Annotated in this window: 19 protein-coding genes; 18 read left to right on the top strand and 1 reads right to left on the bottom strand. The window is 56.1% G+C overall.

Annotated features, from left to right (window positions below):
• Positions 1-126 precede the first annotated feature (126 nt).
• The 17 genes from NBG89_RS30735 (at position 127) to NBG89_RS30815 (ending at position 22,464) form a co-directional block, all read left to right on the top strand.
• Entirely contained in the window at positions 127-1,371 is a 1,245-nt protein-coding gene (locus NBG89_RS30735) for an FAD-dependent oxidoreductase (protein WP_431324689.1), read from the top strand.
• Complete coding sequence (locus tag NBG89_RS30740) at positions 1,317-2,636, top strand: cytochrome P450 (RefSeq protein WP_431324690.1); 1,320 nt, start codon at positions 1,317-1,319, stop codon at positions 2,634-2,636. Before NBG89_RS30735 ends, NBG89_RS30740 begins: the two co-directional genes overlap by 55 nt.
• 306 nt (positions 2,637-2,942) lie before the next feature.
• Entirely contained in the window at positions 2,943-3,713 is a 771-nt protein-coding gene (locus NBG89_RS30745) for an AraC family transcriptional regulator (RefSeq protein ID WP_431324959.1), read from the top strand.
• Entirely contained in the window at positions 3,700-4,476 is a 777-nt protein-coding gene (locus NBG89_RS30750; protein WP_431324691.1) for a TetR/AcrR family transcriptional regulator, read from the top strand. Before NBG89_RS30745 ends, NBG89_RS30750 begins: the two co-directional genes overlap by 14 nt.
• 315 nt (positions 4,477-4,791) lie before the next feature.
• Positions 4,792-5,727, top strand: coding sequence for an alpha/beta hydrolase (locus NBG89_RS30755; protein ID WP_431324692.1), 936 nt, complete (start codon positions 4,792-4,794; stop codon positions 5,725-5,727).
• A gap of 144 nt (positions 5,728-5,871) precedes the next feature.
• The gene (locus NBG89_RS30760; protein ID WP_431324693.1) at positions 5,872-6,576 is read left to right on the top strand and encodes a CoA transferase subunit A; all 705 of its coding nucleotides are present in this window, start codon (positions 5,872-5,874) and stop codon (positions 6,574-6,576) included.
• 1 nt (position 6,577) lies between these two features.
• Complete coding sequence (locus tag NBG89_RS30765) at positions 6,578-7,207, top strand: 3-oxoacid CoA-transferase subunit B (protein ID WP_431324694.1); 630 nt, start codon at positions 6,578-6,580, stop codon at positions 7,205-7,207.
• Between the two features lie 61 nt (positions 7,208-7,268).
• Complete coding sequence (locus NBG89_RS30770; RefSeq protein ID WP_431324695.1) at positions 7,269-8,843, top strand: Re/Si-specific NAD(P)(+) transhydrogenase subunit alpha; 1,575 nt, start codon at positions 7,269-7,271, stop codon at positions 8,841-8,843.
• A 19-nt stretch (positions 8,844-8,862) separates the two neighbouring features.
• Positions 8,863-10,302 (top strand): NAD(P)(+) transhydrogenase (Re/Si-specific) subunit beta, encoded by a 1,440-nt coding sequence (locus NBG89_RS30775; protein ID WP_431324696.1) that lies wholly within the window; start codon positions 8,863-8,865, stop codon positions 10,300-10,302.
• A gap of 35 nt (positions 10,303-10,337) precedes the next feature.
• Positions 10,338-11,516, top strand: a complete 1,179-nt coding sequence (locus tag NBG89_RS30780) for an acetyl-CoA C-acetyltransferase (protein ID WP_431324697.1) — start codon at positions 10,338-10,340, stop codon at positions 11,514-11,516.
• A gap of 523 nt (positions 11,517-12,039) precedes the next feature.
• Positions 12,040-14,271 (top strand): methyl-accepting chemotaxis protein, encoded by a 2,232-nt coding sequence (locus tag NBG89_RS30785; RefSeq protein WP_431324698.1) that lies wholly within the window; start codon positions 12,040-12,042, stop codon positions 14,269-14,271.
• Between the two features lie 229 nt (positions 14,272-14,500).
• Positions 14,501-15,874, top strand: coding sequence for an aminotransferase (locus NBG89_RS30790; RefSeq protein WP_431324699.1), 1,374 nt, complete (start codon positions 14,501-14,503; stop codon positions 15,872-15,874).
• 588 nt (positions 15,875-16,462) lie between these two features.
• Positions 16,463-17,482, top strand: a complete 1,020-nt coding sequence (locus tag NBG89_RS30795) for a LacI family DNA-binding transcriptional regulator (protein WP_431324700.1) — start codon at positions 16,463-16,465, stop codon at positions 17,480-17,482.
• Between the two features lie 109 nt (positions 17,483-17,591).
• Positions 17,592-18,734, top strand: a complete 1,143-nt coding sequence (locus tag NBG89_RS30800; protein ID WP_431324701.1) for an ABC transporter substrate-binding protein — start codon at positions 17,592-17,594, stop codon at positions 18,732-18,734.
• A 2-nt stretch (positions 18,735-18,736) separates the two neighbouring features.
• Positions 18,737-20,512, top strand: coding sequence for an ABC transporter permease subunit (locus NBG89_RS30805; RefSeq protein ID WP_431324702.1), 1,776 nt, complete (start codon positions 18,737-18,739; stop codon positions 20,510-20,512).
• Between the two features lie 33 nt (positions 20,513-20,545).
• On the top strand, positions 20,546-21,664 hold the full coding sequence (locus NBG89_RS30810) for an ABC transporter ATP-binding protein (RefSeq protein WP_431324703.1): 1,119 nt from the start codon (positions 20,546-20,548) through the stop codon (positions 21,662-21,664).
• A 35-nt stretch (positions 21,665-21,699) separates the two neighbouring features.
• Positions 21,700-22,464 (top strand): SDR family NAD(P)-dependent oxidoreductase, encoded by a 765-nt coding sequence (locus NBG89_RS30815; RefSeq protein ID WP_431324704.1) that lies wholly within the window; start codon positions 21,700-21,702, stop codon positions 22,462-22,464.
• A 144-nt stretch (positions 22,465-22,608) separates the two neighbouring features.
• Here NBG89_RS30815 and NBG89_RS30820 read toward each other — a convergent pair whose 3' ends face one another.
• On the bottom strand, positions 22,609-23,412 hold the full coding sequence (locus tag NBG89_RS30820) for a hypothetical protein (protein WP_431324705.1): 804 nt from the start codon (positions 23,410-23,412) through the stop codon (positions 22,609-22,611).
• A gap of 392 nt (positions 23,413-23,804) precedes the next feature.
• Here NBG89_RS30820 and NBG89_RS30825 point away from each other — a divergent pair, with 392 nt between their 5' ends.
• Entirely contained in the window at positions 23,805-24,758 is a 954-nt protein-coding gene (locus tag NBG89_RS30825; RefSeq protein WP_431324706.1) for a winged helix-turn-helix transcriptional regulator, read from the top strand.
• Positions 24,759-25,105 lie beyond the last annotated feature (347 nt).

Raw genomic sequence — 25,105 nt, forward strand, 5'->3', positions numbered from 1 at the left:
AGGCTGCATGCAGCGGCCTTTGGATTGTGAAAGAATGATGAAAGTCACCTTGACAAAAAGCTAACGAACGTTAGTATGTATCCCGCAAATATTACTTCGTAGAAAAACCAAAGGGGAACGCGAAGTATGGACGCTAAGAGCCCAAGCATTGCTGTCGTCGGCAGTGGACCGTCTGGTTGCTACGCCGCTCAGTTTCTTAGAAAGAAATGGCCGGATTCGGAGGTTGTTGTCTTCGAAGCCTTGCCCGTTCCGTACGGACTGATTCGATACGGGGTTGCTCCCGATCATCAGGGCAACAAATCGGTCACCCAACAATTCGACCGACTTTTCGAACGTGACGGAATTCAGTTTGTCGGCAACATCACCGTCGGCAGGGACGTTCCCTTTGAGGAACTGCGCAGCAGTTTTGACGTCGTAATCCTCGCCACCGGCTTGGAGAGTGACCGGCGCCTGCAGATGGGTGGCGATGGGCGGCACGGTCCTACTATCGGCGCAGGCTCTCTGCTCAAAGCGCTCAACGGTCATCCGGTCTTTGATGGGCCGAAACATTCGAACGGCTTGCCCCGGCATCTCGGGAGCAAGGTTGCGGTCGTCGGCAATGGCAACGTTGCAATGGATGTCATCCGCCTTCTAGCGAAGCGCAATGAGCATCTTGTCGGCTCGGATGTAGCCGACAGCAGACTTAAGTTTCTTCGCACGGAAGGCATCGAGCGCATCGATGTCATCGGTCGCTCGCCCGCGTCGCTGGCCAAGTTTGACCTGTCGATGCTGAAAGAAATAGTATCCCTTTCCCACGTCAAAGTGGTTGCGACTGGCCTTGACCATGTAGCGGATGATCCGGTCAGCGCGCTTCTTTTGCGAACTATGGCAGATCATTCCATACGATTGAATTCAAGCGCAATCACGGTTTGTTTTCATTTCAATGCCCGCCCTTCGGCCGTGCGAACCATGGGCGAGACGGACCTGCTTACAGTCGAGCAAGGAGAACTTCCCACCCACCTTGAGCTTGAAGTGGACTGCATTGTCACCGCAATCGGATTCGAGAGAGCCGGCTCGAATCAAGATGAATGGAGCGGCATAAACGTCTTCAAGGTTGGCTGGCTAAACAGCGGCGGAAAAGGCGCCATCGCCGCGAATAGGCGGGATGCAAAGGATGTTGTCGACACGATCATCCACGCGTTTGACTCCGGAGAGCTTCGGGTCGGCGATGGCGAAGGCATTTCAAGCCTAGCAGACTTTATTGGCGACAAAGCCGTTTCGTTCAGCGGTTGGCGGAAGATCGATGACTGGGAACGCGCAAATGCGCTGGAGGGGCGTTGCCGACAGAAAATCTTGAACGTTGCGGAGATGATCGACGTCGCCACGTCGTAGCAACTCTTAAAGCTTCGCGGTGTCGGCAAGGACGGTCACATCGGGGCATGGGATCAATGCGTAAGGATAGGCAAATGGAAGCGGTAGCTCAAATCCAAGATGAATACTTGCCATGGGCAGACGAGAATTACAGGCAAAACCCTTATCCGTGGTACGAGCGAGTTCGTCAAGAACGGCCCGTGTACAAGATGGCTGACGGAACGTATGTCGTTTCCAGATATGACGACATCACGAAATACGGCAAACTCCCGATCATGACTATTGTCGATCCGGAATGGGTGCCCAAAGGACCTTGGGCGGCGCTCTCCAAAACAGTGCTCGGAGTCGACCCCCCCGTTCATACAACTCTTCGTCGACGTACCAACAAATGGTTTACGCCGAAGCTCGTCCAGACTTGGGTCGAAGCGGCGGAGAAGGCTGCGAACGATGCCTTAGATCGGATGTCACCTGGAGAAACTATCGAGGCTAACCTCGATCTAGGGGTATTTCCAACGCATGCAGCCATGTGTCGTGCTCTTCAGCTACCCACCGATGACGTGGCGCCTGTCCACGATTCAATGTTGAAGGCTATGGCTGCGCTAAGCTCTGTCGCCTCGAAGGAAGACGACGATCGGGCTGCCGTTGCCTTCGCTTACCTGCGAGGGCGCTCTATCGCGTTGGTCGCCTACAAGCGCGCCAATCCCGGAGATGGCCTCGCCGATGCTTTGATCGAGGCGGAAAAGGCCGGGGAGATGACAGAAGACGAGGTCATCCAGACGATTTCGCTATTCTGGGGGTCTGGAGGCCACAATCCGTCATTTTTCGTCAGTGCTGGAATTGAGTATTTCGCACGAAATCCCGAAATCTATCGCCTGTACCGGGAGCGTCCTGATCTGCGTGTTGGAATTCAGAATGAATTCCTGCGGTTGAATCCTCCTGAACTTTCCTTTGTTCGCTACCCAACCGAAGACGTGGAAATTCGCGGGGTCCAGATCAAGGCAGGTGAGCGAGTCCGCTTCCTTCTTGACGCCGCTAATCGAGATCCTGAAGTTTTCCCGGATCCCGACAAGCTAGACCCGCACAGACCCCTCGATGCCGCGCAGAACCTGAGCTTTGGCATTGGTCCACATGCGTGCGCGGGTCAGGTTATCAGTCGCGCGGAAGCTGATACGATCTTCAGGGTCATTGCCGATCGGATCGAGCGTATCGAAATGGCCGGAACTGCGGAGTATGACATTACCGACCGATCCCGCGCTTACGTCAAGCTACCGGTCCGGCTCTTCTAGTCATCAGAAGGCTTTTCGCCTGCCATTTATTCAAGCACCTTTTGATGCTGGTGGCAGGCGATAGCAGGAGCGTTTTGGGCAATAGTTCTAAGCACAAGAACCCGGCAGTCTTCGCCTCAATCTGTAGGCAATAAGACGATAGAGCCGGTTTGAAAGTTGTCCGTCGGCACTGACAAATCACCGGCGGGGGCCAGGAGGGGCCTGATATTATTCGCCGGTGTCTGGCGAGCAGGATTCGTTCGGCAACAGGGAGGAACTGTGATGCTGCATACAAGGGATACAGTTAAATACATCGCTGTGCGCGAAATGAACTACCACAATGGACAGTTTGTCGAACCGCATTCCCATCGGCGTGGCCAACTCATCTACGCGATCGCAGGTGTGATGGAGGTGGTCGTCGGAAACAAGCTTTGGCTTGTTCCACCGCAACGGGCGGTGTGGATGCCTCCCTCAATTGTACATCAAATGCGCGCCAGGGGCGCCGTGGAGCTAAGGACTGTCTACTTCTCGCCGGACGTTATCCCCCATACGTTCTCGGCGCAGCCTATGCTTGTATCTGTCAGCGCTTTGCTGCGTGAGCTTGTCTTGCGGAGTTTGGATTCACCGACAAATCATGACTCCTATGACCTGAAAAATCGCATACTAGCGCTCATACTTGATGAACTTGGCGTGCTCCTTCGCGAAGCAGAACACGCACTCCCGTTGGAGCTACAGCTTCCCCAATGTCAGGATCGGCGTCTTGGAAAGGTGTGCTCTGCCATACTTGAGGATCCCGGATGTCCACGGGGTCTAGACGAATGGGCTCAGTTGGTCGGAGCGTCAAAGAGGACCCTTGCTCGAAGATTCCAGTCCGAATTTGGAATGTCGTTTCTTGCGTGGCGTCAGCAGGTGAGAGTGGCGGCAGCTTCCTCTAGATTGGACCAAGGTGAGCCGGTGACGCTCGTTGCCGGAGATCTAGGGTACGAAACGCCGGCAGCCTTTTCAGCGATGTTCAGGCGCGTGACTGGTGTGACACCAAGTGGATACATCGCTCATTCACCGGCTCACAAGGTCGAGGAAATGTATGCATCTGCCTGAAACCAAAGTAAAACAGAGGTTGTCCCCGCCGCTGGCAGAGTGTAATCGTTCGTCCTTATGGAAAGGACGAACCGTGGCGTTATCGGAAAAAATCACGACAATTCTCGACGAACTACGCATCAGCATGGCGGCTTTCGATTTCTCGGATGTCGGCAGTAAGAGGCTGGCAATTCTAAATGTGTTCATGAGGTTGGCTGCTGCAAGGGGTTATGCGGCGATTACGATGCGCTCTATTGGGGCGGAACTTCGTATCAAGGCGCCCAGCATCTACTCGCACTTTCCGGGCGGCCGTGAGGAGATCACAGAATATTGCCTTCGTTGGCAATCGCGCGATTATGGCGAGTCCCTGCTAAAAGCTATCGAAAATGTTCGTAGCCATGACGAAATGTGGGACGCATTGGTTCGCAATCACTGCCGGCAGCAGCTCGATAACCCGAATAATCGTTTGTGGGACATGATCTTCGCATCCGACAAGGTCGGCCGCTTCCTGCCAGCAAATCTCCGCGCCGACATGGATGAGCGCGTGGACCTTTTTATCCGACTCTATGCGGCCGTTGGCGAGGCCTTAGGGTATGAAAACACGCGCGAAAAAGCGCGTGCAGTCATGAGTCTGATCGACTGCGCCGAGATCTGGTGTGACTGGACATCTGATATCGAGCTTCAGGACGCCGTGCTCGATAAAGCGGTCGCTTTTTCCCGGGGCATCCTGTCGTCAGACCTAGATACCCGTCGAATTTCGCGCATCGAAAAAGTTAGCGCCTAACTGTCTCCACCAGAGTATTCCAAATCACTTCGAAGTCGTCGCGCCCTTGATGCCGAGGGGGTACACGTCTCAACATCAATTCTTCACTTTGAACAATTTTCGAGGTGGCGTTCATTGCCGCGCTTTACAGCTCGAATGCATTGAAAGACCAACGTTCTTTCCATGTTTCTCCATCTATCTCTTACTCGAAGAAAACGGCCCAAGATGACTTTTGCGGCGTAGTGTTTGGCCGACTGGAATGCGCAATCGAGCGGGTCATCGTTTACGGTACCTTCCATCGTAGGCCACCTAGAGAAGCTTAGGCTGCCTGCAACTATGACCAATGGAGGATTTAGCGTGGAACAGAAGGTAGAATTTAAAAGCTGTGGCTACACCCTGAAGGGCGTGCTTACTCGCCCCGAAGGGAAGACTAATGTCCCTCTCGTGGTGATGGCTGGAGGATGGTGCTATACCAAGGAAATCGTTCTCCCAAACTACGCGAAGAAGTTTCACGACATCGGCTGCGCCACGCTGGCCTTTGACTATAGAAACTTCGGTGAAAGCGAAGGCGATGTCCGGCAGGATCTCAACCCCTGGGAGCAGATCGAGGACATCCGAAACGCGGTGTCGTATGCTGAAACGCTCGAAGGTATCGATCACAAGCGAATTGGCCTGATGGGCATCTCTTACGCTGGTGGACACGCAATCATCACCGGTGCCATCGAGCCTCGGCTTGCTTTTGTCATTTCAGCAGTTCCCGTTATTGACGGCTATTTGACCCTCCGTCGTTGCCACGGCGAAATGCGTTTCGAAGAACTTTTGCACCTGGTCGCCGCTGATCGGAAGAACCGTTACGAGGGCAAGCCTAGCGGCATCATTGCACAGTCGCCAAAGGAAGATCCGAGCAAGGAACTTACGGCGTGGCCGTTCCCGCATATTTATTCGGGCTTCATGGGCATTAAAGAAAAGTCGGCGCCTCTTCACGAGCACTGGACCACGATCGAATCCGTTGAATGGCTCCTGCGTTATCAGGTGAAGCCCTATGCCGAGCGTATCTACGAAACCCCGGTTCTTGTTGCGATCGCAAAGGGTGACAATATCACTTCGGCCGATCTGGAAATCGAGATGTTCAACGCCATCCCCAATCCGAACAAGTCGTTTGTCTCGGTTGGTGGCGTCGATCACATGAGCCTTTACACAAAGGCCGATCACCTGGAGAAAATTGGCCAGGCGTCTGCCGATTGGCTCAAGGAAACGCTCAAGAAGCTCTGACCTGGGATCCGTGAGAACTTTGAACATTGTCGCTCGGTCGGACTGCCCGACCGAGCCATCTCCTTGCGGAGGGGCGGTGAGAGCATTCGGTTTGCGACACCGAGTACGACGTGCGTGTGTTTCGATCAATTTGCGGGTTTCAACATGAGCAAAATATATTCTAGCGCGGCGCAGGCGTTGGAGGGACTGCTCTTCGATGGCATGAGGATAGCCGCAGGGGGGTTTGGTCTGTGCGGCATTCCTGAGCTGCTGATTGACGCAATTCTGGAGAGCGGAGCCAAGGACCTCTTGGTTGCCTCCAACAATGCCGGTGTCGACGGCTTCGGCTTGGGCAAGCTCCTGGAGACCAGGCAGATCAGGAAAATGATCTCTTCCTATGTCGGAGAGAACGCCGAATTCATGCGCCAATATCTGGCTGGCGAACTTGAGCTGGAATTCAATCCGCAGGGCACCTTGGCCGAACGAATGCGGGCGGGCGGCTCCGGGATCCCCGGTTTCTACACGAAAACCGGCGTCGGCACGTTGGTCGCCGAAGGCAAGGACCACAAGGAGTTCGACGGAGAAATCTATATTCTCGAACGCGGGATCATCGCCGACCTGGCGATCGTCAAGGCGTGGAAGGCCGATCCCACAGGTAATCTGGTCTTCAGAAAGACCGCTCGGAACTTCAATGTGCCGGCCGCCATGTGCGGGAAGGTTTGTGTCGCCGAGGTCGAGGAAATCGTGCCTGTAGGCTTTCTTGATCCGGACCACATCCATCTGCCCGGCATCTATGTGCACCGTCTCATCGAGGGGCCGCACGAGAAGCGCATCGAGAAAGTGACCACCCGCAAGCGTGAGGAGGCCTGAGATGGCTTGGGATCGTGATAAAATGGCGGCCCGTGCCGCCCAAGAACTGCAGGACGGCACCTATGTCAATCTCGGCATTGGCATCCCCACCCTGGTTCCGAACTTCATTCCATCAGGTGTCAATGTAATCCTGCAGTCGGAGAACGGTATGCTGGGCATGGGCCCGTTCCCTTTCGAGGGTGACGAGGATCCGGATCTGATCAATGCGGGAAAGCAGACCATCACCGAGCTGCCGGAGACGGCCTATTTCGACAGCGCGACGAGCTTCGGGATGATCCGCGGCGGCAAGATCGCGATGGCGATCCTGGGCGCCATGGAAGTGAGCGAAAAAGGTGACCTTGCTAACTGGATGATACCGGGAAAGCTGGTCAAGGGCATGGGCGGGGCCATGGACCTAGTTGCGGGAGTGCGCCGGGTTGTCGTAGTCATGGATCACACAAACAAGGCCGGCGAATCCAAGGTCTTGAAGGAGTGTACGCTCCCACTGACCGGCAAGGCCGTCGTCAACCGCATCATCTCCAATCTCGCAGTGCTCGACGTCGTGGATGGTGGCCTGCGAATCGTCGAGCTCGCCGACGGTGTTTCCGAACAGGACGTTCGCGATGCTACCGAAGCAAACATAACGGTCTGATTTAACTCCAACAATCTGCTGACCTCACGGCGGTCGGCTCATAAGCAGGGGACCTAGCAAGATGAGAATTGGCGTGCCGCGCGAGATCGTCGCCGCAGAGGCTCGGGTCGCATTGACTCCCGATAGCGCACTGCAACTACAAAAGATTGGATACCAGTGCCTGGTCGAGACAGGTGCCGGCAACGCTGCCGGATTTTCTGACGAAGCCTATGTTGCTGCCGGCGTCGAGATTATTCACTCGGCCGATGCGCTATGGTCCTCGTCGGATGTGATTGCAAAAGTTCGTCCGCCGGAAGCGGATGAGGTCGCGAAGCTGTCTTCTGGCAAGACACTGATCTCTTTCTTTTATCCGGCGCAGAACAAAGACCTGCTGGAGCAGGCACAGTTGACCGAAGCCAATGTCATTGCCATGGACATGGTGCCCCGCATCAGCCGCGCCCAGAAAATGGACGCGCTGTCATCGATGGCGAATATCGCCGGCTACCGAGCTGTGATTGAGGCTGGCAGCAATTTCGGCCGCTTTTTCACCGGCCAGGTGACGGCTGCGGGCAAGGTGCCGCCCGCCAAGGTTCTGGTCATCGGTGCTGGGGTTGCGGGGCTTGCCGCGATCGGCGCGGCGACCTCGCTCGGCGCTATCACCTATGCCTTTGACGTTCGCCCGGAAGTGGCCGAGCAGATCGAATCGATGGGGGCCGAGTTCGTCTATCTCGACTTCGAAGAACAACAGCAGGATGGTGCCGTGACCGGCGGTTATGCCGCGCCCTCGTCGCCTGAGTTTCGCGAGAAGCAACTCGCCAAGTTTCGCGAACTGGCTCCTGAGATAGACATCGTCATCACCACGGCGCTGATACCGGGACGTGATGCACCGAAGCTCTGGCTTGCCGACATGGTGGCCGCGATGAAGCCCGGTTCGGTCGTCGTCGACCTTGCCGCCGAGCGTGGCGGCAATTGCGACCTCACCGTAGCCGACCAGAAGATTGTGTCCGAGAATGGGGTAACCATTGTTGGCTATACGGACTTCCCGAGCCGGATGGCCGCCCAAGCCTCGATGCTCTATGCGACCAATATCCGCCACATGATGACCGACCTGACGCCGAACAAGGACGGCGCGGTGGTCCACAACATGGAAGACGACGTCATTCGGGGCGCGACGGTTGCGTTCCAGGGCGAGATCACCTTCCCGCCGCCGCCGCCCAAGGTACAGGCGATCGCGGCGGCCAAGCCGAAGGAAACGGTGAAGGAGCCAACACCTGAGGAAAAGCGGGCCAAGGAAGCCGCGGCCTTCAAGGCGCAGACGCGCAACCAGGCCGGGCTGCTGGTGATCGCGATCCTGCTCCTGCTCGTGGTCGGCGCCTATGCGCCGGAAAGCTTGATGAACCATTTCATCGTTTTCGTGCTCGCCTGCTTCATCGGCTTCTCGGTCATCTGGAATGTCAGCCATTCGTTGCATACGCCGCTGATGGCGGTGACAAACGCCATCAGCGGCATCGTCATCCTTGGCGCGCTGTTACAGGTCGGTTCTGGCAGTTGGCTCGTAGTGGTCTTGGCAGCCCTGTCGGTGCTGATCGCGACGATCAACATCGTCGGTGGCTTCCTTGTGACACGGCGCATGCTTGCCATGTTCCAGAAGTCTTAAGCGGGAAGGGGAAAAGATTATGACTATCGGTATCGTTTCTGCGGCCTATATCGCCGCTGCAGTTCTGTTTATCCTCTCGCTCGGGGGCCTGTCCGGCCAGGAGAGTGCCAAGCGTGCCGTCTGGTACGGCATCGTCGGCATGGCGCTTGCCGTCGTGGCCACGGTCTACGGTCCCGGCGTCGGCAACTGGCTCATCATCCTGATAATGATCGCCGCCGGCTCGGTCATGGGATATTATGTCGCCGCCCGCGTGCAGATGACGGAAATGCCGCAGTTGGTTGCGGCGCTGCATTCCTTCGTCGGCTTGGCCGCCGTGTTCATCGGCTTCAATGCCGAACTGGAACTCGGGACGGTTCTGGCGCTGAAGGCGTCCGGCGGCGATCTTTCGACACTGGCCGGGTTTGCCGCCAAGCTCGCGCACAAGGATGCGGTGGAGATCGTCATCCTGAAGGTTGAGGTTTTCCTCGGCGTGTTTATCGGCGCCGTCACCTTCACCGGCTCGGTCATCGCTTTCGGCAAGCTTGCTGGCAAGGTCGACGGCAAGGCGAAGAAACTGCCGGGTGGCCACTTCCTCAATGCGAGCGCTGCGATCGTCTCAGTCCTCCTGCTATTTATGTTCTTTAACGGCGCCGGCATTTGGACGCTGTTTCTGATGACATTGCTCGCCTTCTTTATCGGCTATCACCTTATTATGGGGATTGGCGGCGCCGACATGCCGGTGGTCGTTTCAATGCTCAACAGCTATTCCGGTTGGGCGGCTGCGGCGATTGGCTTCACGCTCGGCAACGATCTCCTCATCGTCACCGGTGCGCTGGTCGGCTCCTCGGGAGCGATTCTGTCGTATATCATGTGCAAGGCTATGAACCGCTCCTTTGTTTCTGTCATTCTCGGCGGTTTCGGTAGCGCGACCGGTCCCACGATGGAAATCGAAGGCGAGCAGATCGCCATCGATGCGGAAGGCGTTGCTAGTGCGCTAAACGATGCCGATAGCGTCATTATCGTACCGGGCTACGGTATGGCGGTCGCCCAGGCGCAACAGGCTGTCTCCGAGCTGACCCGCAAGTTGAGGGCGGCTGGCAAGAACGTGCGCTTCGCTATCCATCCGGTGGCCGGCCGCCTTCCAGGTCACATGAACGTGCTCCTCGCCGAAGCTAAGGTACCCTACGACATCGTGCTGGAAATGGATGAGATCAATGACGACTTCCATGAAACGGATGTTGTTATCGTCATCGGTTCCAACGACATCGTCAATCCGGCGGCCCAAGAAGACCCGAATTCGCCGATTGCAGGCATGCCCGTGCTCGAAGTGTGGAAAGCCAAGCAGGTTTTTGTCTCAAAGCGCGGCCAGGGAACCGGCTATTCAGGCATCGAAAATCCACTGTTCTATAAGGAAAACACGCGAATGTTCTACGGCGACGCTAGGAGTTCGGTCTCCTCGTTATTGCCGATCCTCGCGTGAGGAAACAAGCAGCTTTAACGTAGAGGAGTGAAGCTATGCATGGATCTATCGTCATAGCGAGCGCGGCCCGCACAGCCGTTGGCACCTTCAACGGTTCCTTCGGCGACACTCCGGCCCATGAACTCGGCGCTGCCGTCATTAAGGGTGTGCTGGAGCGTGCAGGTGTCGAGGCCGCCGAAGTGGATGAAGTGATCCTCGGCCAGGTTCTCGCCGCCGGTGAAGGCCAGAACCCTGCCCGCCAGGCAGCAATGAAGGCTGGAGTTCCGCAAGAAAAAACAGCCTGGGGCGTGAACCAACTCTGTGGCTCGGGCCTGCGTGCGGTCGCGCTCGGCATGCAGCAGATTGCGACGGGCGACGCCCGTATCATCGTTGCAGGTGGTCAGGAATCCATGTCCATGGCACCCCACTGCGCGCACCTGCGGGCCGGCGTGAAGATGGGCGATTTCAAGATGATCGACACGATGATCAAGGATGGTCTAACGGACGCCTTCAACGGCTATCACATGGGCATCACTGCCGAAAACATTGCGCGCCGGTGGCAGCTCTCCCGCGAAGAGCAGGACCAGTTCGCGCTCGCCTCGCAAAACAGGGCCGAGGCTGCCCAAAAAGCTGGCCGCTTTGTCGACGAGATCGTTCCCTTCGTCATTTCCACCCGCAAGGGCGATGTGACGGTCGATCAGGACGAATATATCCGCCACGGCGTGACGCTCGAATCCGTGGCGAAGCTACGTCCGGCCTTCGACAGGGACGGCACGGTTACCGCCGCCAACGCCTCCGGCCTCAACGACGGCGCCGCCGCCGCCCTGCTGATGACCGAAGAGGAAGCCTCCCGCCGCGGCATTTCACCGCTCGCCCGCATCGTCTCCTGGGCAACCGCCGGCGTCGATCCGCAGATCATGGGTACCGGGCCGATCCCCGCCTCGCGCAAAGCGCTTGAAAGGGCCGGCTGGTCGGTTGCCGATGTCGAGCTTGTCGAAGCCAACGAAGCCTTTGCCGCCCAGGCCTGCGCCGTCAACAAAGACCTCGGCTGGAATCCGGCGATCGTCAACGTCAACGGAGGCGCGATCGCCATCGGCCATCCGATCGGCGCATCCGGCGCGCGCGTGCTCAACACGCTGCTGTTCGAAATGAAGCGTCGCGGCGTGTCCAAGGGCCTGACGACGCTGTGCATCGGCGGCGGCATGGGCGTCGCTATGTGCGTCGAGCGTCTGTAGCCGTTGATCGGCTCGGCGAAAAACTAGGGCGCATATTGGATCCATGGGCGAAGGTGGATAGCGCCTTTTTCGAGCGGCTATCGTCGCGTTTCAAAAGCAGGGGAGCGCATCTGAGGCGATGAGTGCAGCTTCCGCCAAACGCATCCGCGACGATCTGATGTCGCCCGACGAGCTCGGCTTCGTGTCCGTCAAGGCCTCAGAGCTACGGGACGCGAAATTGCCGCCGAATTGACGGTCCTTTGACACTGGGGAATCGGGATTTATCCAATGTCCCGCCCTTGGAATTGAAGCGTGCTGCAGCGGATGACTTTTGTGCTGCTCGTTTGCCAACGACCCATTCATGAAACCCCGTTGTTTGGCGCATGCCGCATCAATACTCTCGACCACCCGAACGTGTTTAGGGGTCTATTCACCAACAATGCGCTATAGCTAACGAACGTTCGTATTGCGCGATATGGATTCTTTGGGCCCGCGAGTTGCTCCTCATTGGCCAGTGTGAAAATGAGATAGAAGGAGGGGATCTATGTATCAGCTACTAAATAAGTCTCTGGCGTTGAAAATTATTGTTTCGGCCGGTGTCGCCTTCTTCCTGGTTTTGCTGGGAGCAAACTATCTCGTGATTGAGAAGTCTGCGGCACGCACTCAGCGTCTCGTGGAAAAGCAAGGAGAAGTCGAGGCAAGATCCATTGCGAACGACATTGCCGGTTCGATCGGCGAATACGCGGGTGCCGTCCGCACTATGGCTGACGTTATCAGTCTTGGCCGAGACAACGGGGGAATGACCCGTTCCCTGCTCCGAGATATCCTTAAGTACGCAACTCTGCACTCCAATGTTTTGTATGCCACATGGTTTGGCGAAGAGACTGACGTTTTCGACGGGAAATCTGCGGCCTTGAAAGGGGACGTGGGCTCTGGAACGAACGCTTCCGGGAGACTGGCGATGACGTGGGTGATGCATCCCACCGGGGCATCGTTCGAAACGTTCGACGGCGTCAACTACTCGGAGGAGTGGTTTGCCCTTTCGAAAAAAAGTAGGAAGGGTGCCCTGACTGAACCCTTTACCTACGTCGACCCGAGCACAAAGAACCCAGTGACGCTGACCTCAGTCACTTATCCGGTCATATCGAAAGGAGAGTTCATCGGTGTAACTGGTGTAGACATATCCCTATCTTCGCTTGGCAGCCAGTTGCGCGCGATGCGCCCGTTTGAGACAGGAAGGGTGTTCTTGCTGTCGCAGTCCGGAAATTGGATCGTCGGGCCGACCACAGAGGTCACGTCGAAGGAGTATGCCGATCCAGGCGTGGATTCCGTCAAGCAAGCGCTAAAGTCCAACGCGCTCCAGACAATTAGCGGTATCGAGGACGAAAAGGGTGGGATTTTCGATCGTGTCATCTATCCTTTTGAGCTGCCAGATGTTGGGACGAAATGGCTCGTCGTCGTCGATGTGCCGCGGGCAATAGTCGAGGCACCGGTTGCCGATCAGACGAGTCTTCTGATTATTGCAGGTCTCGTGACTTTCCTTTCTGTGACTGCGGCACTGTTTGTTGTCGTAGACAAAGCTGTTCGAAAGCCGCTCGCAAAGCTCGTTCGCGACGTCGATGCTCTGCGATCTGGGAGATACGATGTCGAAGTCAGTAGCCAGGATCGCGCAGATGAAGTTGGTGCCGTAGCGCAAGCCCTTGAAAATTTCCGGTTCCAGTTGGCCGACACGGAGCGACTGCAAACCGAAGCAGCCTCTCAGCAGCAAGCAGCCGAAACGGAGCAAGCCCGTTTTGACGCGGACAGGGCTGAGGCAGTATCCACCCAGCGCCGAATTGTGTCTACCCTCGCCGAGAATCTGTCTCAGCTATCGCAAGGCAATTTATGCACCCGTATTAGTTCGCATTTTCCTGGTGAGTACGCACAACTCAAAGACGACTTCAATATCGCCGTCTCAAAGCTCGAGAGCACTATGACCGAGATCAGCAGTATTGTCGCAAACATCAGCTCGAACAGCGCAGAAATTGGCAGTAGTGCCTCTGATCTCGCGTCCCGTACCGAGAGGCAAGCCGCTAACCTTGAAGAGACAGCCGCGGCTCTTTCTGAACTCAGCGAGCAGGTCAGTTCAAGTGCGGCAGTGGCAGAAACCGCGACATCCGATGTCGAGCGTGCGCGGCGTGACGCAGAAAAATCTGGGGACGTCGTGCTTGCTGCGATCAGTTCAATGCACGCAATTAAGCAGTCGTCTGTTGAGGTGTCGCGAATTATTGGCGTTATCGATGAGATTGCATTCCAAACCAACCTTTTGGCGTTGAATGCAGGCGTAGAGGCTGCGCGTGCTGGAGACGCTGGCAAAGGTTTCGCAGTAGTCGCTCAGGAGGTGCGCGAACTCGCTCAACGCTCTGCAAGCGCTGCGCGTGAAATCAAGGCGCTCATCAATGCCTCGGCCGCGCAGGTGAAGGAGGGGACGGAACTCGTTGGGAATGCCGGATCGACTTTAGATCTGATGTCCGAGCAGGTGATGAAAATCAGTAGTGCAATTCACGGCATTGCGAGGTCATCCATCGAACAGGCGGAAGCTGTACGTGATATTAATCGTGCCATGAACGAAATGGATGAGGTGACCCAGCGAAATGCCGCGATGGTCGAGGAGACGACTGCTGCAAGCTTATCCCTTAGCGAAGAAATACTGGCACTGAAAAACTTGATCCAAATCTTTAAGCTTGGTGACGACGTGGAAGCGCTGCCGGCGGTTCGTTTGGTTGCGGCAAGCTGAAGTTTAATCGTCAAGCAGTGTGGTGGCGGCGCGAATTTTCCGACGTACGCGCAACCTCGAGGCGACCAATCTAACGCCGCCGCGTCAAGTTAGCCGTGAGCTGGCGGAGCATTCGTGTTCCTTGCGGCCGCTAATCTACTGAGAGACAATCCGGCTTTTCAAAGTGAAATAACTAACGTACGTTAGCCATTCGACAATGGCGACCAGCAGTCTGAAAGTGGAGATGAACTTGGACGGAAATATCCTAACCAACTCGATGGAAGCCCGAGATATCAAGTATATGCTCCATCCCCACACCAATCACATCAAGCATCGAGAGGTCGGTCCGATTATCATTGAGAGGGGCGAGGGGGTTTTCGTCTACGACAATGCAGGAAAGCGATATCTCGAGGGGATGTCGGGCATGTGGTCTGCTGGTCTCGGGTTTAGCGAAAAACGTCTCGGTGAAGCGGCAAAACGGCAATATGACCGATTACCATTCTATCATATTTTTGTTCACCGCTCGACGCCGCCAGTTATCGATCTGGCGCAAAAGCTTGTCGAAATGTCGCCAGTTCCGATGAGCAAGGCTTTTTTCAATGCATCCGGCTCAGAGGCCATCGATACGGTCATAAAACTCCTGTGGCAGCGATCGAATGCAATGGGACAGCCAAAACGCAAAAAGATTATTGCCCGCAAGCGCGCGTATCACGGTGCAACGATTGCCACCAACAACCTGACTGGTCTTGACGCCAACCACTGGGGGCATGATCTGATTATGCCCGTTGTTCGATTGACTTGCCCGCATTTCTATCGAGAAGGCGTTCCAGGTGAGACCGAGGAAGAGTTCGCAACGCGTCTGGCCAAGGAGCTGGAAGACGCAATTCTCGCCGAAGGCCCGGAGACGATCTGCTGCTTCATCGCGGAGCCCGTTATGGGAGGAGGAGGCGTCATCGTACCACCGGTGACGTACTGGGAAAAGGTGCAGGCCATCTTGAAGAAATACGACGTATTGTTCGTAGCTGACGAGGTGATATGCGGGTTTGGCCGCACCGGAAAAATGTTCGGTTCGGAAACTTACAATCTTGAACCTGATGTCATGGTCTATTCTAAACAGTTGACGTCATCCTACATTCCCTTTGCCGCCTTTGTAATGAATGAAAAAGCATTGGAGCCGATCTATGATGCCAGCGTTAAATATGGTGGGATGTGGCATGGCTTCACTACATGTGGCCATCCCGTTGCAGCTGCCGTTGCGCTGGAGACGATCCGCATTATTGAGGACGAGAGGCTTCCCGAACATGCCGCAATGATGGGTAACCGACTCAGGGAGGGGTTCCGCAAGCTTCTTGGTCATCCGCTCGTGGGCGAAGTTCGCGGGATCGGGCTTCTCGCGGGCGTTGAGCTTGTCATCGACAAGGACAACAAAACGGCGCTTGGGACAGTCGGACAACTCGGCTCCATGGTCGCGGAGCGCATGCAGGCGAATGGCGTGATCACGCGTCCGACAGACGATGCTGTGCTGTTTTCACCACCAATGATCACCAAGCCCGAAGAAATCGACATGATCGTCAAAGCCTTGGATAGGTCGCTCGACGAAGCCGCGGCACAGCTGGGAATGTAGGTGACGTCGGCTCATCGACCCGAGGGAGGCGCGCTAGGATCATGCATCCTAATCGAGCTGGCAGTTGCCCGGTGCAAACGCGCTCCCGCTTTATGCGCTTTCCTCGCTGCGGCTGGTCCAGTTTCCGTCCGTAATGTGCTGCAGAAAGCAGAAGGAGGTTCGATGGTGAACTGACGAAATACTGAGAAGCTGCGTGTGAGGGTAGGCTCCTCGGGATCGACTTTCAGGAGTGGGTCTCAAACCAGCCCAAGCTGCTGTGGTAGAAGAGACTTGGTGGTTAGCGTTGGGACAAAAGCCGCGGACATGATCCGGGGCAGGTAGGCATCCGGAAGATGAGCGCAAGCAAACCCTTCGATGACGCGTCGTTAGCACTCTTTGATACCAATAATACCGAGGGCCTATGGATCTCTTCGGGACAAATCCGTCGGGATATACGGATATGCTGGCCCTGCATGGAAGCTTATTGTTTCGAGCATTTCGGGGCGCTCAGACGATTAGTCGAACGCGATGGACGAAAGCTACGCAATTGACTAACTACCTGTACAACGCTGCGCAGCTAACCACTGCAACCCGAGGGCACAGGACGAAATGCGAAGATCGCCAACAATAATTGACGTAGCCTCGCACGCTGGGGTGTCAAAGTCGACGGTGTCCAATGTCTTGCAGGGAAAGTCCAATGTCGACGCTACGATTCGCGAAAGGGTCTTACAAGCAATTTCCGATTTGGGCTATCAAGCGAACGCGGGCGCGCGTTCCATGCGACAACGTCCTAAAGTACTTGGGATAGTCGTGGGTGATCTTACCAATCCCTACCACGCTGAGCTAGCAGCGCACATTGAACGGTATGCTGCAAAGCGGATGCATAGCATTCTGCTGGTTTCCACAGGCGGCCTTCCCGACGCTGAAAGCAAACGCGTGCGCACCTTGATAGAGCACCGGGTGGCTGCGGTGCTCTTTCTGTCTTCGCCGGAGAGCGAGACCTTGCGCATGATCGGTGCGGACTTGCCGAAAGTTTTCGTTGGCCTGACGATGCCGGGTCAGAATTCAGTATCTGTGAACGATTATCTCGGTGCACAGCTCGCAGTCAGACACTTGACAGCGCTCGGCCACAGAGAGATCGGCTTCGTGAGTGCGATGCTCGCTGACGAGCCAAGGATCGAGGAGGTACGTTTCCAGGGTTTCAGCTCCGGCATGGCTGAGGCGGGACTTCGACTGTGCGAGACCCACTTATTGCGGGAAAAGGGGCGCGCTCTTGGAGATGGCGACTATCAAGATCTGATCATGAGACTCCTGGCACGCGAGGGCCGGCCAACGGCCATCGTGGCTGCTCTCGACAGGATCGCCCTTGAGGTAATCTCGGCCGCGGATAGGCTGGGAATTCAAATCCCAAACGAGCTGTCTCTCATTGGCTTCGATGATATTGCGATCTCCGGCCACAGCAGAATTGCGCTGACCACAATTGCGCAGCCCATGGAAGAATTAGCGAGACTCGCTGTCGACATGGCGGTCGACGGCATTTCGATCGATGGGAACGGAATGCGACTGGCCGAGGTAATGCTTCCGCCGCGTCTCATCGAGAGGCACACCACTGGCCGTTGCAAAGACTGATCTTTGCCCCGCTTGGAATCCTGACTGCGTAAGCGCCGAAATTAACGCTTGACAGGCGCATAGAGTTGGTGGAACGTTCCATCGACTTGACACGGGAGGGAACTAAGTCATGACAAACGGTCTCGGCAATGCGCCGGCGCGAACCATTGCAAACGTAGATAGACGTACATTTTTGCGGAGCTCGGCGGCTGTTCTGGCGACAAGTGCCGTCGGTGGACTATCCGCATGCTCGCGCGCCGACGACGAAGTCGTCGTGCTCGGATGGTCGAGCTATGTCGCGCCGGAAATTGCCAGTCTCATGAAAAAAGCTGGACTGAGCATGCGCGGCATTCCTGCCGAAACAGACCAGGATATGTTTACGAAGTTGAAGGCAGGCGGGGCAGGTTCATATGATATCGTCTTTGCCAATTGCGGCTGGTCGCCGACCTACTTTAAAGCCGGCCTGATCGAAGCCTTTGACATTAGAGAAGTTAACGGTTGGGAAGACATCTGGCCGATTTTTCGTGAGGACACAACGTTTCCTTACGTCATCGAACCGAACAAGGTCACCCTCTTCCCAAACATGTGGGACTCGCTCGGCCTCATCTGGAATGTCGACCAGTTATCGCTGTCTGAACCCTATTCCTGGAATGCACTTTGGGACGAACGGGTTCCAAAAGGGAAGGTCATCACAAAAGGGGGACCTGAAGATTTTCTTGCAATCTCCGGGCTGAGCATTGGTATTCCGCGTGAGCGGATTTACGCCATGAACGGTGCGGAACTGCAAGCCGCTGCTGAGCGACTGGCGCGGTTGAAGCCATTCCAGATCGGCGCGAGCGACTCATCCTTCGAGGACGCCATCAGAACGGGCAAGGCATGGGTTGGACAATCCTCCAATCTTGCAGCGTCTGCCAGGATCAACCGTGTGGCCCAAAAGCAGGTGTCGAAATGTGTGGTACCGAAAGAGGGCAGCCTCGGTTGGGTCGATGGGCCGCAGCTTGTGCGCGGCGCAAAGAATAGAAAGAACGCTCTGAAATTCATCGAGGTCTGGAACAGCGAAGCCGTTCAATCCTACTTGTACGACACCTATTCATTTCCTCAATGCAACAAGGCGGCGACAGAAAGAACGTTAGTAAAAGGCGGCGATGGCGCCACAAATCTGCTTGATCGGGGTGCCGACGATCCGAGCACCGCCAAGCATCTCCTCTTTCAAGGGCCGCCCGACGATCCCGCTGCCTGGACAAGAGCTTACGATCAGGTGGTCGGGAGCTAGAGATGCAGATCGCAAATAACAAGAATTCTGCAGCTGGCGCGGTCGACGCGATGCGCGCCGAAGTTGGCAGTTCCGTCAAGCGCGGTCAATCGCTCGCCGTGAGCTTGGAAAGTCCGATCCTGAGCATGCCAGCTGTAGCGATCATCGTCATCGGGGTGTTCTTGCCGCTTGGGGTACTGACGGTCTATTCGCTTTGGCCTACGGTTGACCAGGTTATCGTTCAAGAATGGACGCTGGAGAACTATCGGCGTTTTTTTGCGACGGGTACCTATTGGTATACGCTTTTGCGCAGCCTGTTCTTCGCATGCTTCGCTTCGGTAATAACGGTGGTGCTTACATTGCCCTTTGCCTATTTCGTTGCGACAAAGATCGCGCCGGAGCGACGATTGGTTTGGGTCCTCCTCGCAGTCCTACCATTTTTCACCAGCTATCTCATTCGCGTCTTTGTGTGGATGAATCTGCTTGGGGATACCGGTTTGATCAACGGCTTCCTTCTTCAGGCGGGCGTTGTTCGAGAGCCTCTCTGGGTCTTTGGTCTCAACACGTCAGGAATTGTTGTCACCTTTATTTATCTCCTCTTTCCCCTTGCATTCCTGACGGAGTTCATCGCTCTCGAGCGAGCCAATCCGGCCGTCCTTGAGGCCGCAGGCGACCTCGGGGCCAAGCCGTGGCAGGCTTTCCTATTCGTGACTTTGCCGATGGCACGCACCGGCATCCTTGGCGGGTTCGTTTTTAGCGCCATCACGATTTTAGGCGACTATGTCACCCCGCAGCTCATCGGGGGGACCGATGGCTATCTATATTCGAATCTGATTCAGCGTCAGTTCGGGTCGTCGGTTCAATGGGGGTTTGGATCTGCGCTCGCACTGATCTTGCTCGCGATCGTGTTTGCCCTTCTTCTTCTCTTGCGAAAAGCCACTGGCGGCGCGGCTGAGGTCGGCACGTTTTCACGTCAGTTCAATCCAACCCGCGCGCCGCTCTTAAAAATATATGCATGCTTTTTTATCGCGTTTCTCTACATGCCCGTGATGTTGCTGATCATACTTGCCTTCAACGATAGCCCGACGATCGGGTTTCCGTTCCGTGGTTTTACGTTCCATTGGTTTGCTGATGTGTTCGCCGATCCCCTTCTGATCGACAGCTTGGTCAATAGCCTGGTCGTTGCCACCGCTGCAATTGCGATAAGCATCCTGGTTGGTACAGTGGCAGCTGTTCAGCTCGCACGCAGCAGCGGCCGGTGGCGTCAGGCCAGCCTCGCCATCGTGTCCGTCCCGCTATTTCTGCCACCGATGTTGCTTGGCTTGGCTATAATCATTGGTTTGAATGCTCTTGGCATCGAAAGAGGGCTTTGGACGATCGTTGCCGGTCATACGGTTCTGACCCTGCCGGTGGTCGTGCTGTTGGTCTTGATCCGGCTGGAAGGCCTTGATCCCAATCTCGAGCTTGCCGCTATGGATCTTGGGGCAAAGCCGCTGGTTGCGCTTCTTCAGGTCTCGGTCCCGCAAGCCCTGCCGGGAATCGTGGCGGCGGCAATCATCTCGTTTGCGCTGTCGATGGATGAGTTTATCCTGACTGCGCTGGTCACCGGGTCGGACAGCACCTTGCCGCTCTACATCTTTGGGCAGCTGCGTTTTAGCGTGACGCCGGCAATCGTTGCAGTCTCGATAATGCTCCTGGCTGCGTCGTTTGTCTTGCTGATCATCGGATCGCTTCTTGCCACCATCGGCCAGCGCACATCCGCGCGATACACGCCCGTCGCGGTCGCCTTCCAAGCCTAAGCCTAGCACCCTATCAAAGAGAGGATGGTTTCGATGCCAATGGCATTGCAATGCTCAAATATCGCCAAGCGTTATGCTGGACAACGAGGATCTGGACTCGGTGAAACAGGTTCAGGAATATCGTTCGAGGTCGACACGGGTGAGCTTTTCGCCCTCCTGGGCCCAAGCGGCTGCGGCAAGACCACAACCCTTCGCATCATCGGCGGATTTGTCGAGCCAGACAAAGGCACCATCCGTATTGGCGGTAGGGATGTGACGGCAATGCCGCCCTACATGCGACCAACGAATACGGTGTTCCAAAGCTATGCCCTGTTCCCCCACATGCGACTTGGTGCGAACGTCGCATTTGGCCTGAAGATGACTGGAATGGCCCAGGAAGAGCGCCTAAGGCATGCCGCCGAAGCACTAAGGCTCGTTGGCCTGGAAGGATTGGACGCACGCAAGGTCGCCGAATTGTCCGGTGGTCAACAACAGCGAGCAGCATTGGCACGTGCGCTTGCCAATAAGCCCGCCGTGCTGCTCCTCGATGAGCCCCTCGGCGCTCTCGACCTGAAGCTGCGTCGGCAGATGCAAGACGAGTTGGTCGCCCTTAAGCAACGAACCGGGACGACCTTCATCCACGTCACCCATGATCAGGAAGAGGCTTGTGCGATCGCTGATCGTATCGCGATCATGCACCAAGGTCGCATAGCGCAGATCGATACGCCACGCGAACTGTACCGCACTCCTCGCACGACGCATGTTGCCCGATTTATAAATCTGGGAACTATTGTCAAAGGAAGGGCAGAGCGCAATGGGAGCGCGTTACGGATTGCTGGCCCGGGTTTGCTCATCGAAGGCACCCGTCCGGCATGGCTGGCGCCATCTGCAGAAATCGCCGCCGTTTTGCCGCGGAACCGCATTTCGGTCGCCACGCGGTCTCTAGCCGCAGCCGCAGCCAATCAAATGGAGGGGACTGTTGAGCGGTCTTTCTTCACGGGGATCGGTTACGACTTGCTGGTGCGAAGCCCAGATGGGCTGGTCATCCATGTCAGCGCAACGATTGACGCCTTCGAAGGCGCCGAGCCTGGCCAACCGGTAGTTTTAAGCTGGCGCCCGGAAGACGTGCTTTTTGTCGAGGACGACGACGATCGGCCGAGCGCTGTCCAATGAGTTTCACGTTCCCATACATATCGAAAGGAAAGCCAATGGGAGTCCTCCAGGACAAGGTAGCAATCGTTACCGGAGCAGGTAACGGTATAGGCAAAGCGACTGTCGAACGGTTTTTGCATGAGGGCGCAAAGGTCATCGCCTTCGATCGGTCCATTGATCAGGCTCTCCGTCATGACAATCTGATCTGGGTAGAGGGCGACGTGACCCGCGCCGAAGATATTGAAGAGGCTATGAGCCGCGCAAAGGCGTTTGGCCGACTTGATGTCTGCGTCGCGAATGCAGGAGTTGGAAAAATCGAGGAGTTTGTGAACGGGAGCCGTGAATCCTGGATGCAGGTGATCGATGTCAACCTCATAGGCGTGATGATGACACTGCAGGCTGCTGCAAGATTGATGATACAGGGGGGCCGGGGAGGGCGCCTCCTGGCAACGGCGTCAATTGCCGGATTGCGGGGAGAGGCCCACGCGCCTTCAACCGCTTATGCGACAAGCAAAGCGGCAGTCATGGCACTTATGAGAGCGCTCGCCATGGAGCTTGCCGAACACAAGATCACCGCGAATGCTGTGGCGCCTGGCCAGATCGACACCATACTGAATTTTGCCGATCTTGAGGTGATGAGCGCACGGTTCGGCCGAGACGCCAATGAGTTCCGCTCGGAGTTTCTGAAAACGTCGGTTCCACTGGGACGGATGGGAGCGCCGTCGGAGGTTGCCGGACTTTACACGTACCTCGCTTCTGATGAAGCGTCCTTCGTGACCGGTTCAACGTTCCGCATCGATGGCGGAGAGCTCGCCATCTAAATTGAGGACACGTACCCATGGAAGCCCGGGCTTCCATGGGTACGTGTCAATGCGTCTCAGAAAGCTGCATCCAGCCCACATCATTCCCTGCACGCACCTGCCAGAAAAGCGGCGCCCCAGATAGTCAAACCGGTGTCTGCCGCCTTACCGGTCCGTTTCGTCGGGCATTCTTCGCTCGAGTGCATCGAACACAAGGCCAAAAAGGAGGTCCAGGCGGTTTGTAACGCCCAACGCATATGGCGGCGTCCCTGCTGATCGCGGATATTTCGCCGAATAGAATATCGCCGGTGGCATGTCGCTGCCGTATTTATCATGCATTTCCTTCACCATCACGCATCCAACTCCGGCCGGTTGCGGCGCCGAAAAGCAGGGAGTGTTGTCGATGTCTCCCTCGGACGGTCTGGAAACATCGGAAATAACGGCGTCGTAGCGGAATTGGTCCATCATTTTGAAGGCCTTGTCCGTCGCAGACGCCAGATCAAAGCGAATTCCGAAGCTCTCCAAGGCGTGGCGCGCCAGTATATTTTGCGAGTATCCGCCATCGTCGACCCATAAAACGTATGCTCCGCGCAACTTGTCCTGAATCGCGCCTGCACGATCGGGGATCGGTTTGAACTCTCTATATGTTCTCGGGATGCCGGCTATGTTCGGGTCCTTGATACGCGCGACCGTTTCCTGTGCGATGTCGATCTCGAAAATGCCAACGCCAAGCTTCGATATCCTTCCTTCTTCAAGAAGCCGAACAGCGGGTTTTGAAAGCAGGAGTAATGCCAACAACGCGAGAAGGACCCAACACAGCTGCGGAACCAGACCAAGTAAATCGGCCAGTCTGAGCGGTCCCTCGACCCGCCAAAGCTTTGATGTGACCGGGCGGTGCGGGTTTGCGTCCACGCTTGTGATTGCGCTATCGCCTGGCTGTACGTTTCTGCCTTGTCCATGCCGTTCCATCTGGTCCTCGCCTTTGCGTCCAAGGTCAGCGGATTAGAAATCGCCATAGCAGCAGGAAGCTCGCCAGGGCGGGCTTCCTCAAAAGTTGCAGGAGAAACTAACCGCATCTCGGTCAAGCCGATAGAACCACAGCCAACGATTGTTCGCACGTCCGCCACTGGTGGCAATCGACTACTTCTCGGTGAGTGGCCGTCGAGGAATCGACGAATGAGATCGCCTTTCCCGTAATACGCAACGCGGTCTCCTTCCATGGGAAAGTCCCCCGCAAAAAAAGCGATCAATCAACTTTCAATATTAGACTTATCCGCATATATTTGTGCGTCCACAAAGGGTTCGTTTGTTAAACATCCATCATCGCTTTGAACAAGATAACCAACATAACGCCACAATCGATGTCGCCTCAAGATGCCGAACGTCCGCTGCTCATGCAAAGACAGTCGTCCGTCCGGCGCACTATCGAAATTGTCCTCGATACGTGGAACTTTCTTATCTTGCGTGAGGCCTATTTCGGGGTCCGTCGGTTTGACAAGTTCCAGCAACGGCTAGGAATCCCAAGACAGACATTGTCCTCTCGATTGTCAGCCTTGGTGGCGAACGAGATCCTTAGCCTAGGAAAGCGGCCGAACGAGCCCGGGCAACAGTATTTTCTGACCACACGTGGGAAAGATCTGTTTCCCACGATGTTGTCGCTCATGGAGTTCGGCGACAAGTGGCTGACGGGCGGCAATGAGCCGCCCCTGCAGATGATACACAAGGTCTGCGGCTGCGAATGCCATCCCGTTACTGTATGCTCCGAATGTCTGCAGCCTTTCACCGCGCGGGAAGTTTCTCCGCGCGATGGACCCGGGGCCGGATACGCGCCCGTCGAAAATCGCCCGACGTCTCGACGCAGTTCCGATGCGACCTTGCTTGAAAGAGTGAGGCCTTGCTCTGTCGCCCGTACCCTGGGAATCATTGGTGATCGGTGGAGCTTCCTAATACTTCGCGAGGGTTGGTACGGGGTTCGCCGTTTCGAGGAAATGCGGGAAAATCTTGGGATCGCCACCAATATCTTGGCAGACCGTCTAGCGCGACTTGTCCAGGCTGAGGTGTTTCGCAAGGTTCCCTACAATTCGGGAGACCGCTTCGAGTACCGCTTCACGGAGATGGGCCTGGATCTATATAAGCCGATGCTGGTCATGATGGCCTGGGGCGATCGCTGGCTTGCCGACGGCAAACCGCCGATGCGACTGCGTCACAAGGTATGCGGTCAAGACTTCGCGGCGATTGTGATTTGCTCTGAGTGCAGGAAGCCGATCGTGGCAAAAGATACGGATTATGTTCTCAGGTATCCGTTCGATCTGTAAAGCAAAGCCGTTTCCAGCTTGGCGGGACGAGGTTCGTCTGTATCCTGGCTATTGGAAGGGTCGCGGCATTACCATGGGTATGACATTGCCCCCAATCTTGATCCCGCTTGGTAGAAGGCGCATCGCGGCCACGGATCAATGGCTTTGGCGGGAGGTCATTGCCAGAGAAGCGTCCGGTGTCACCGCCTCTGGCGGCACGATATCTTCTTCGAACTTTTCCTGGCGCAGCGGCGTGCCCCAGAGCACCAGCGGTTTTGACTATGAGGTAATCTGCAGCAATTGGCGCACTCGTCTTGCTTGTGGTGACAAGGTATCCGAGATGGCGCCATGTGTCTTTGGCGGTTCTC

Origin of the sequence: Rhizobium sp. YTU87027 (assembly GCF_050644135.1) — a bacterium.
Taxonomy (GTDB): Bacteria; Pseudomonadota; Alphaproteobacteria; order Rhizobiales; family Rhizobiaceae; genus Rhizobium.

Bases quoted from the DNA above. Each gene is read 5' to 3' on its own strand.
- NBG89_RS30735 (WP_431324689.1), top strand. From the start codon at position 127: ATGGACGCTAAGAGCCCAAGCATTGCTGTCGTCGGCAGTGGACCGTCT.
- NBG89_RS30745 (WP_431324959.1), top strand. From the start codon at position 2,943: ATGAACTACCACAATGGACAGTTTGTCGAACCGCATTCCCATCGGCGT.
- NBG89_RS30750 (WP_431324691.1), top strand. From the start codon at position 3,700: ATGCATCTGCCTGAAACCAAAGTAAAACAGAGGTTGTCCCCGCCGCTG.
- NBG89_RS30755 (WP_431324692.1), top strand. From the start codon at position 4,792: ATGACCAATGGAGGATTTAGCGTGGAACAGAAGGTAGAATTTAAAAGC.
- NBG89_RS30760 (WP_431324693.1), top strand. From the start codon at position 5,872: ATGAGCAAAATATATTCTAGCGCGGCGCAGGCGTTGGAGGGACTGCTC.
- NBG89_RS30765 (WP_431324694.1), top strand. From the start codon at position 6,578: ATGGCTTGGGATCGTGATAAAATGGCGGCCCGTGCCGCCCAAGAACTG.
- NBG89_RS30770 (WP_431324695.1), top strand. From the start codon at position 7,269: ATGAGAATTGGCGTGCCGCGCGAGATCGTCGCCGCAGAGGCTCGGGTC.
- NBG89_RS30775 (WP_431324696.1), top strand. From the start codon at position 8,863: ATGACTATCGGTATCGTTTCTGCGGCCTATATCGCCGCTGCAGTTCTG.
- NBG89_RS30780 (WP_431324697.1), top strand. From the start codon at position 10,338: ATGCATGGATCTATCGTCATAGCGAGCGCGGCCCGCACAGCCGTTGGC.
- NBG89_RS30785 (WP_431324698.1), top strand. From the start codon at position 12,040: ATGTATCAGCTACTAAATAAGTCTCTGGCGTTGAAAATTATTGTTTCG.
- NBG89_RS30795 (WP_431324700.1), top strand. From the start codon at position 16,463: ATGCGAAGATCGCCAACAATAATTGACGTAGCCTCGCACGCTGGGGTG.
- NBG89_RS30800 (WP_431324701.1), top strand. From the start codon at position 17,592: ATGACAAACGGTCTCGGCAATGCGCCGGCGCGAACCATTGCAAACGTA.
- NBG89_RS30805 (WP_431324702.1), top strand. From the start codon at position 18,737: ATGCAGATCGCAAATAACAAGAATTCTGCAGCTGGCGCGGTCGACGCG.
- NBG89_RS30810 (WP_431324703.1), top strand. From the start codon at position 20,546: ATGCCAATGGCATTGCAATGCTCAAATATCGCCAAGCGTTATGCTGGA.
- NBG89_RS30815 (WP_431324704.1), top strand. From the start codon at position 21,700: ATGGGAGTCCTCCAGGACAAGGTAGCAATCGTTACCGGAGCAGGTAAC.
- NBG89_RS30820 (WP_431324705.1), bottom strand. From the start codon at position 23,412: ATGGAACGGCATGGACAAGGCAGAAACGTACAGCCAGGCGATAGCGCA.
- NBG89_RS30825 (WP_431324706.1), top strand. From the start codon at position 23,805: ATGTCGCCTCAAGATGCCGAACGTCCGCTGCTCATGCAAAGACAGTCG.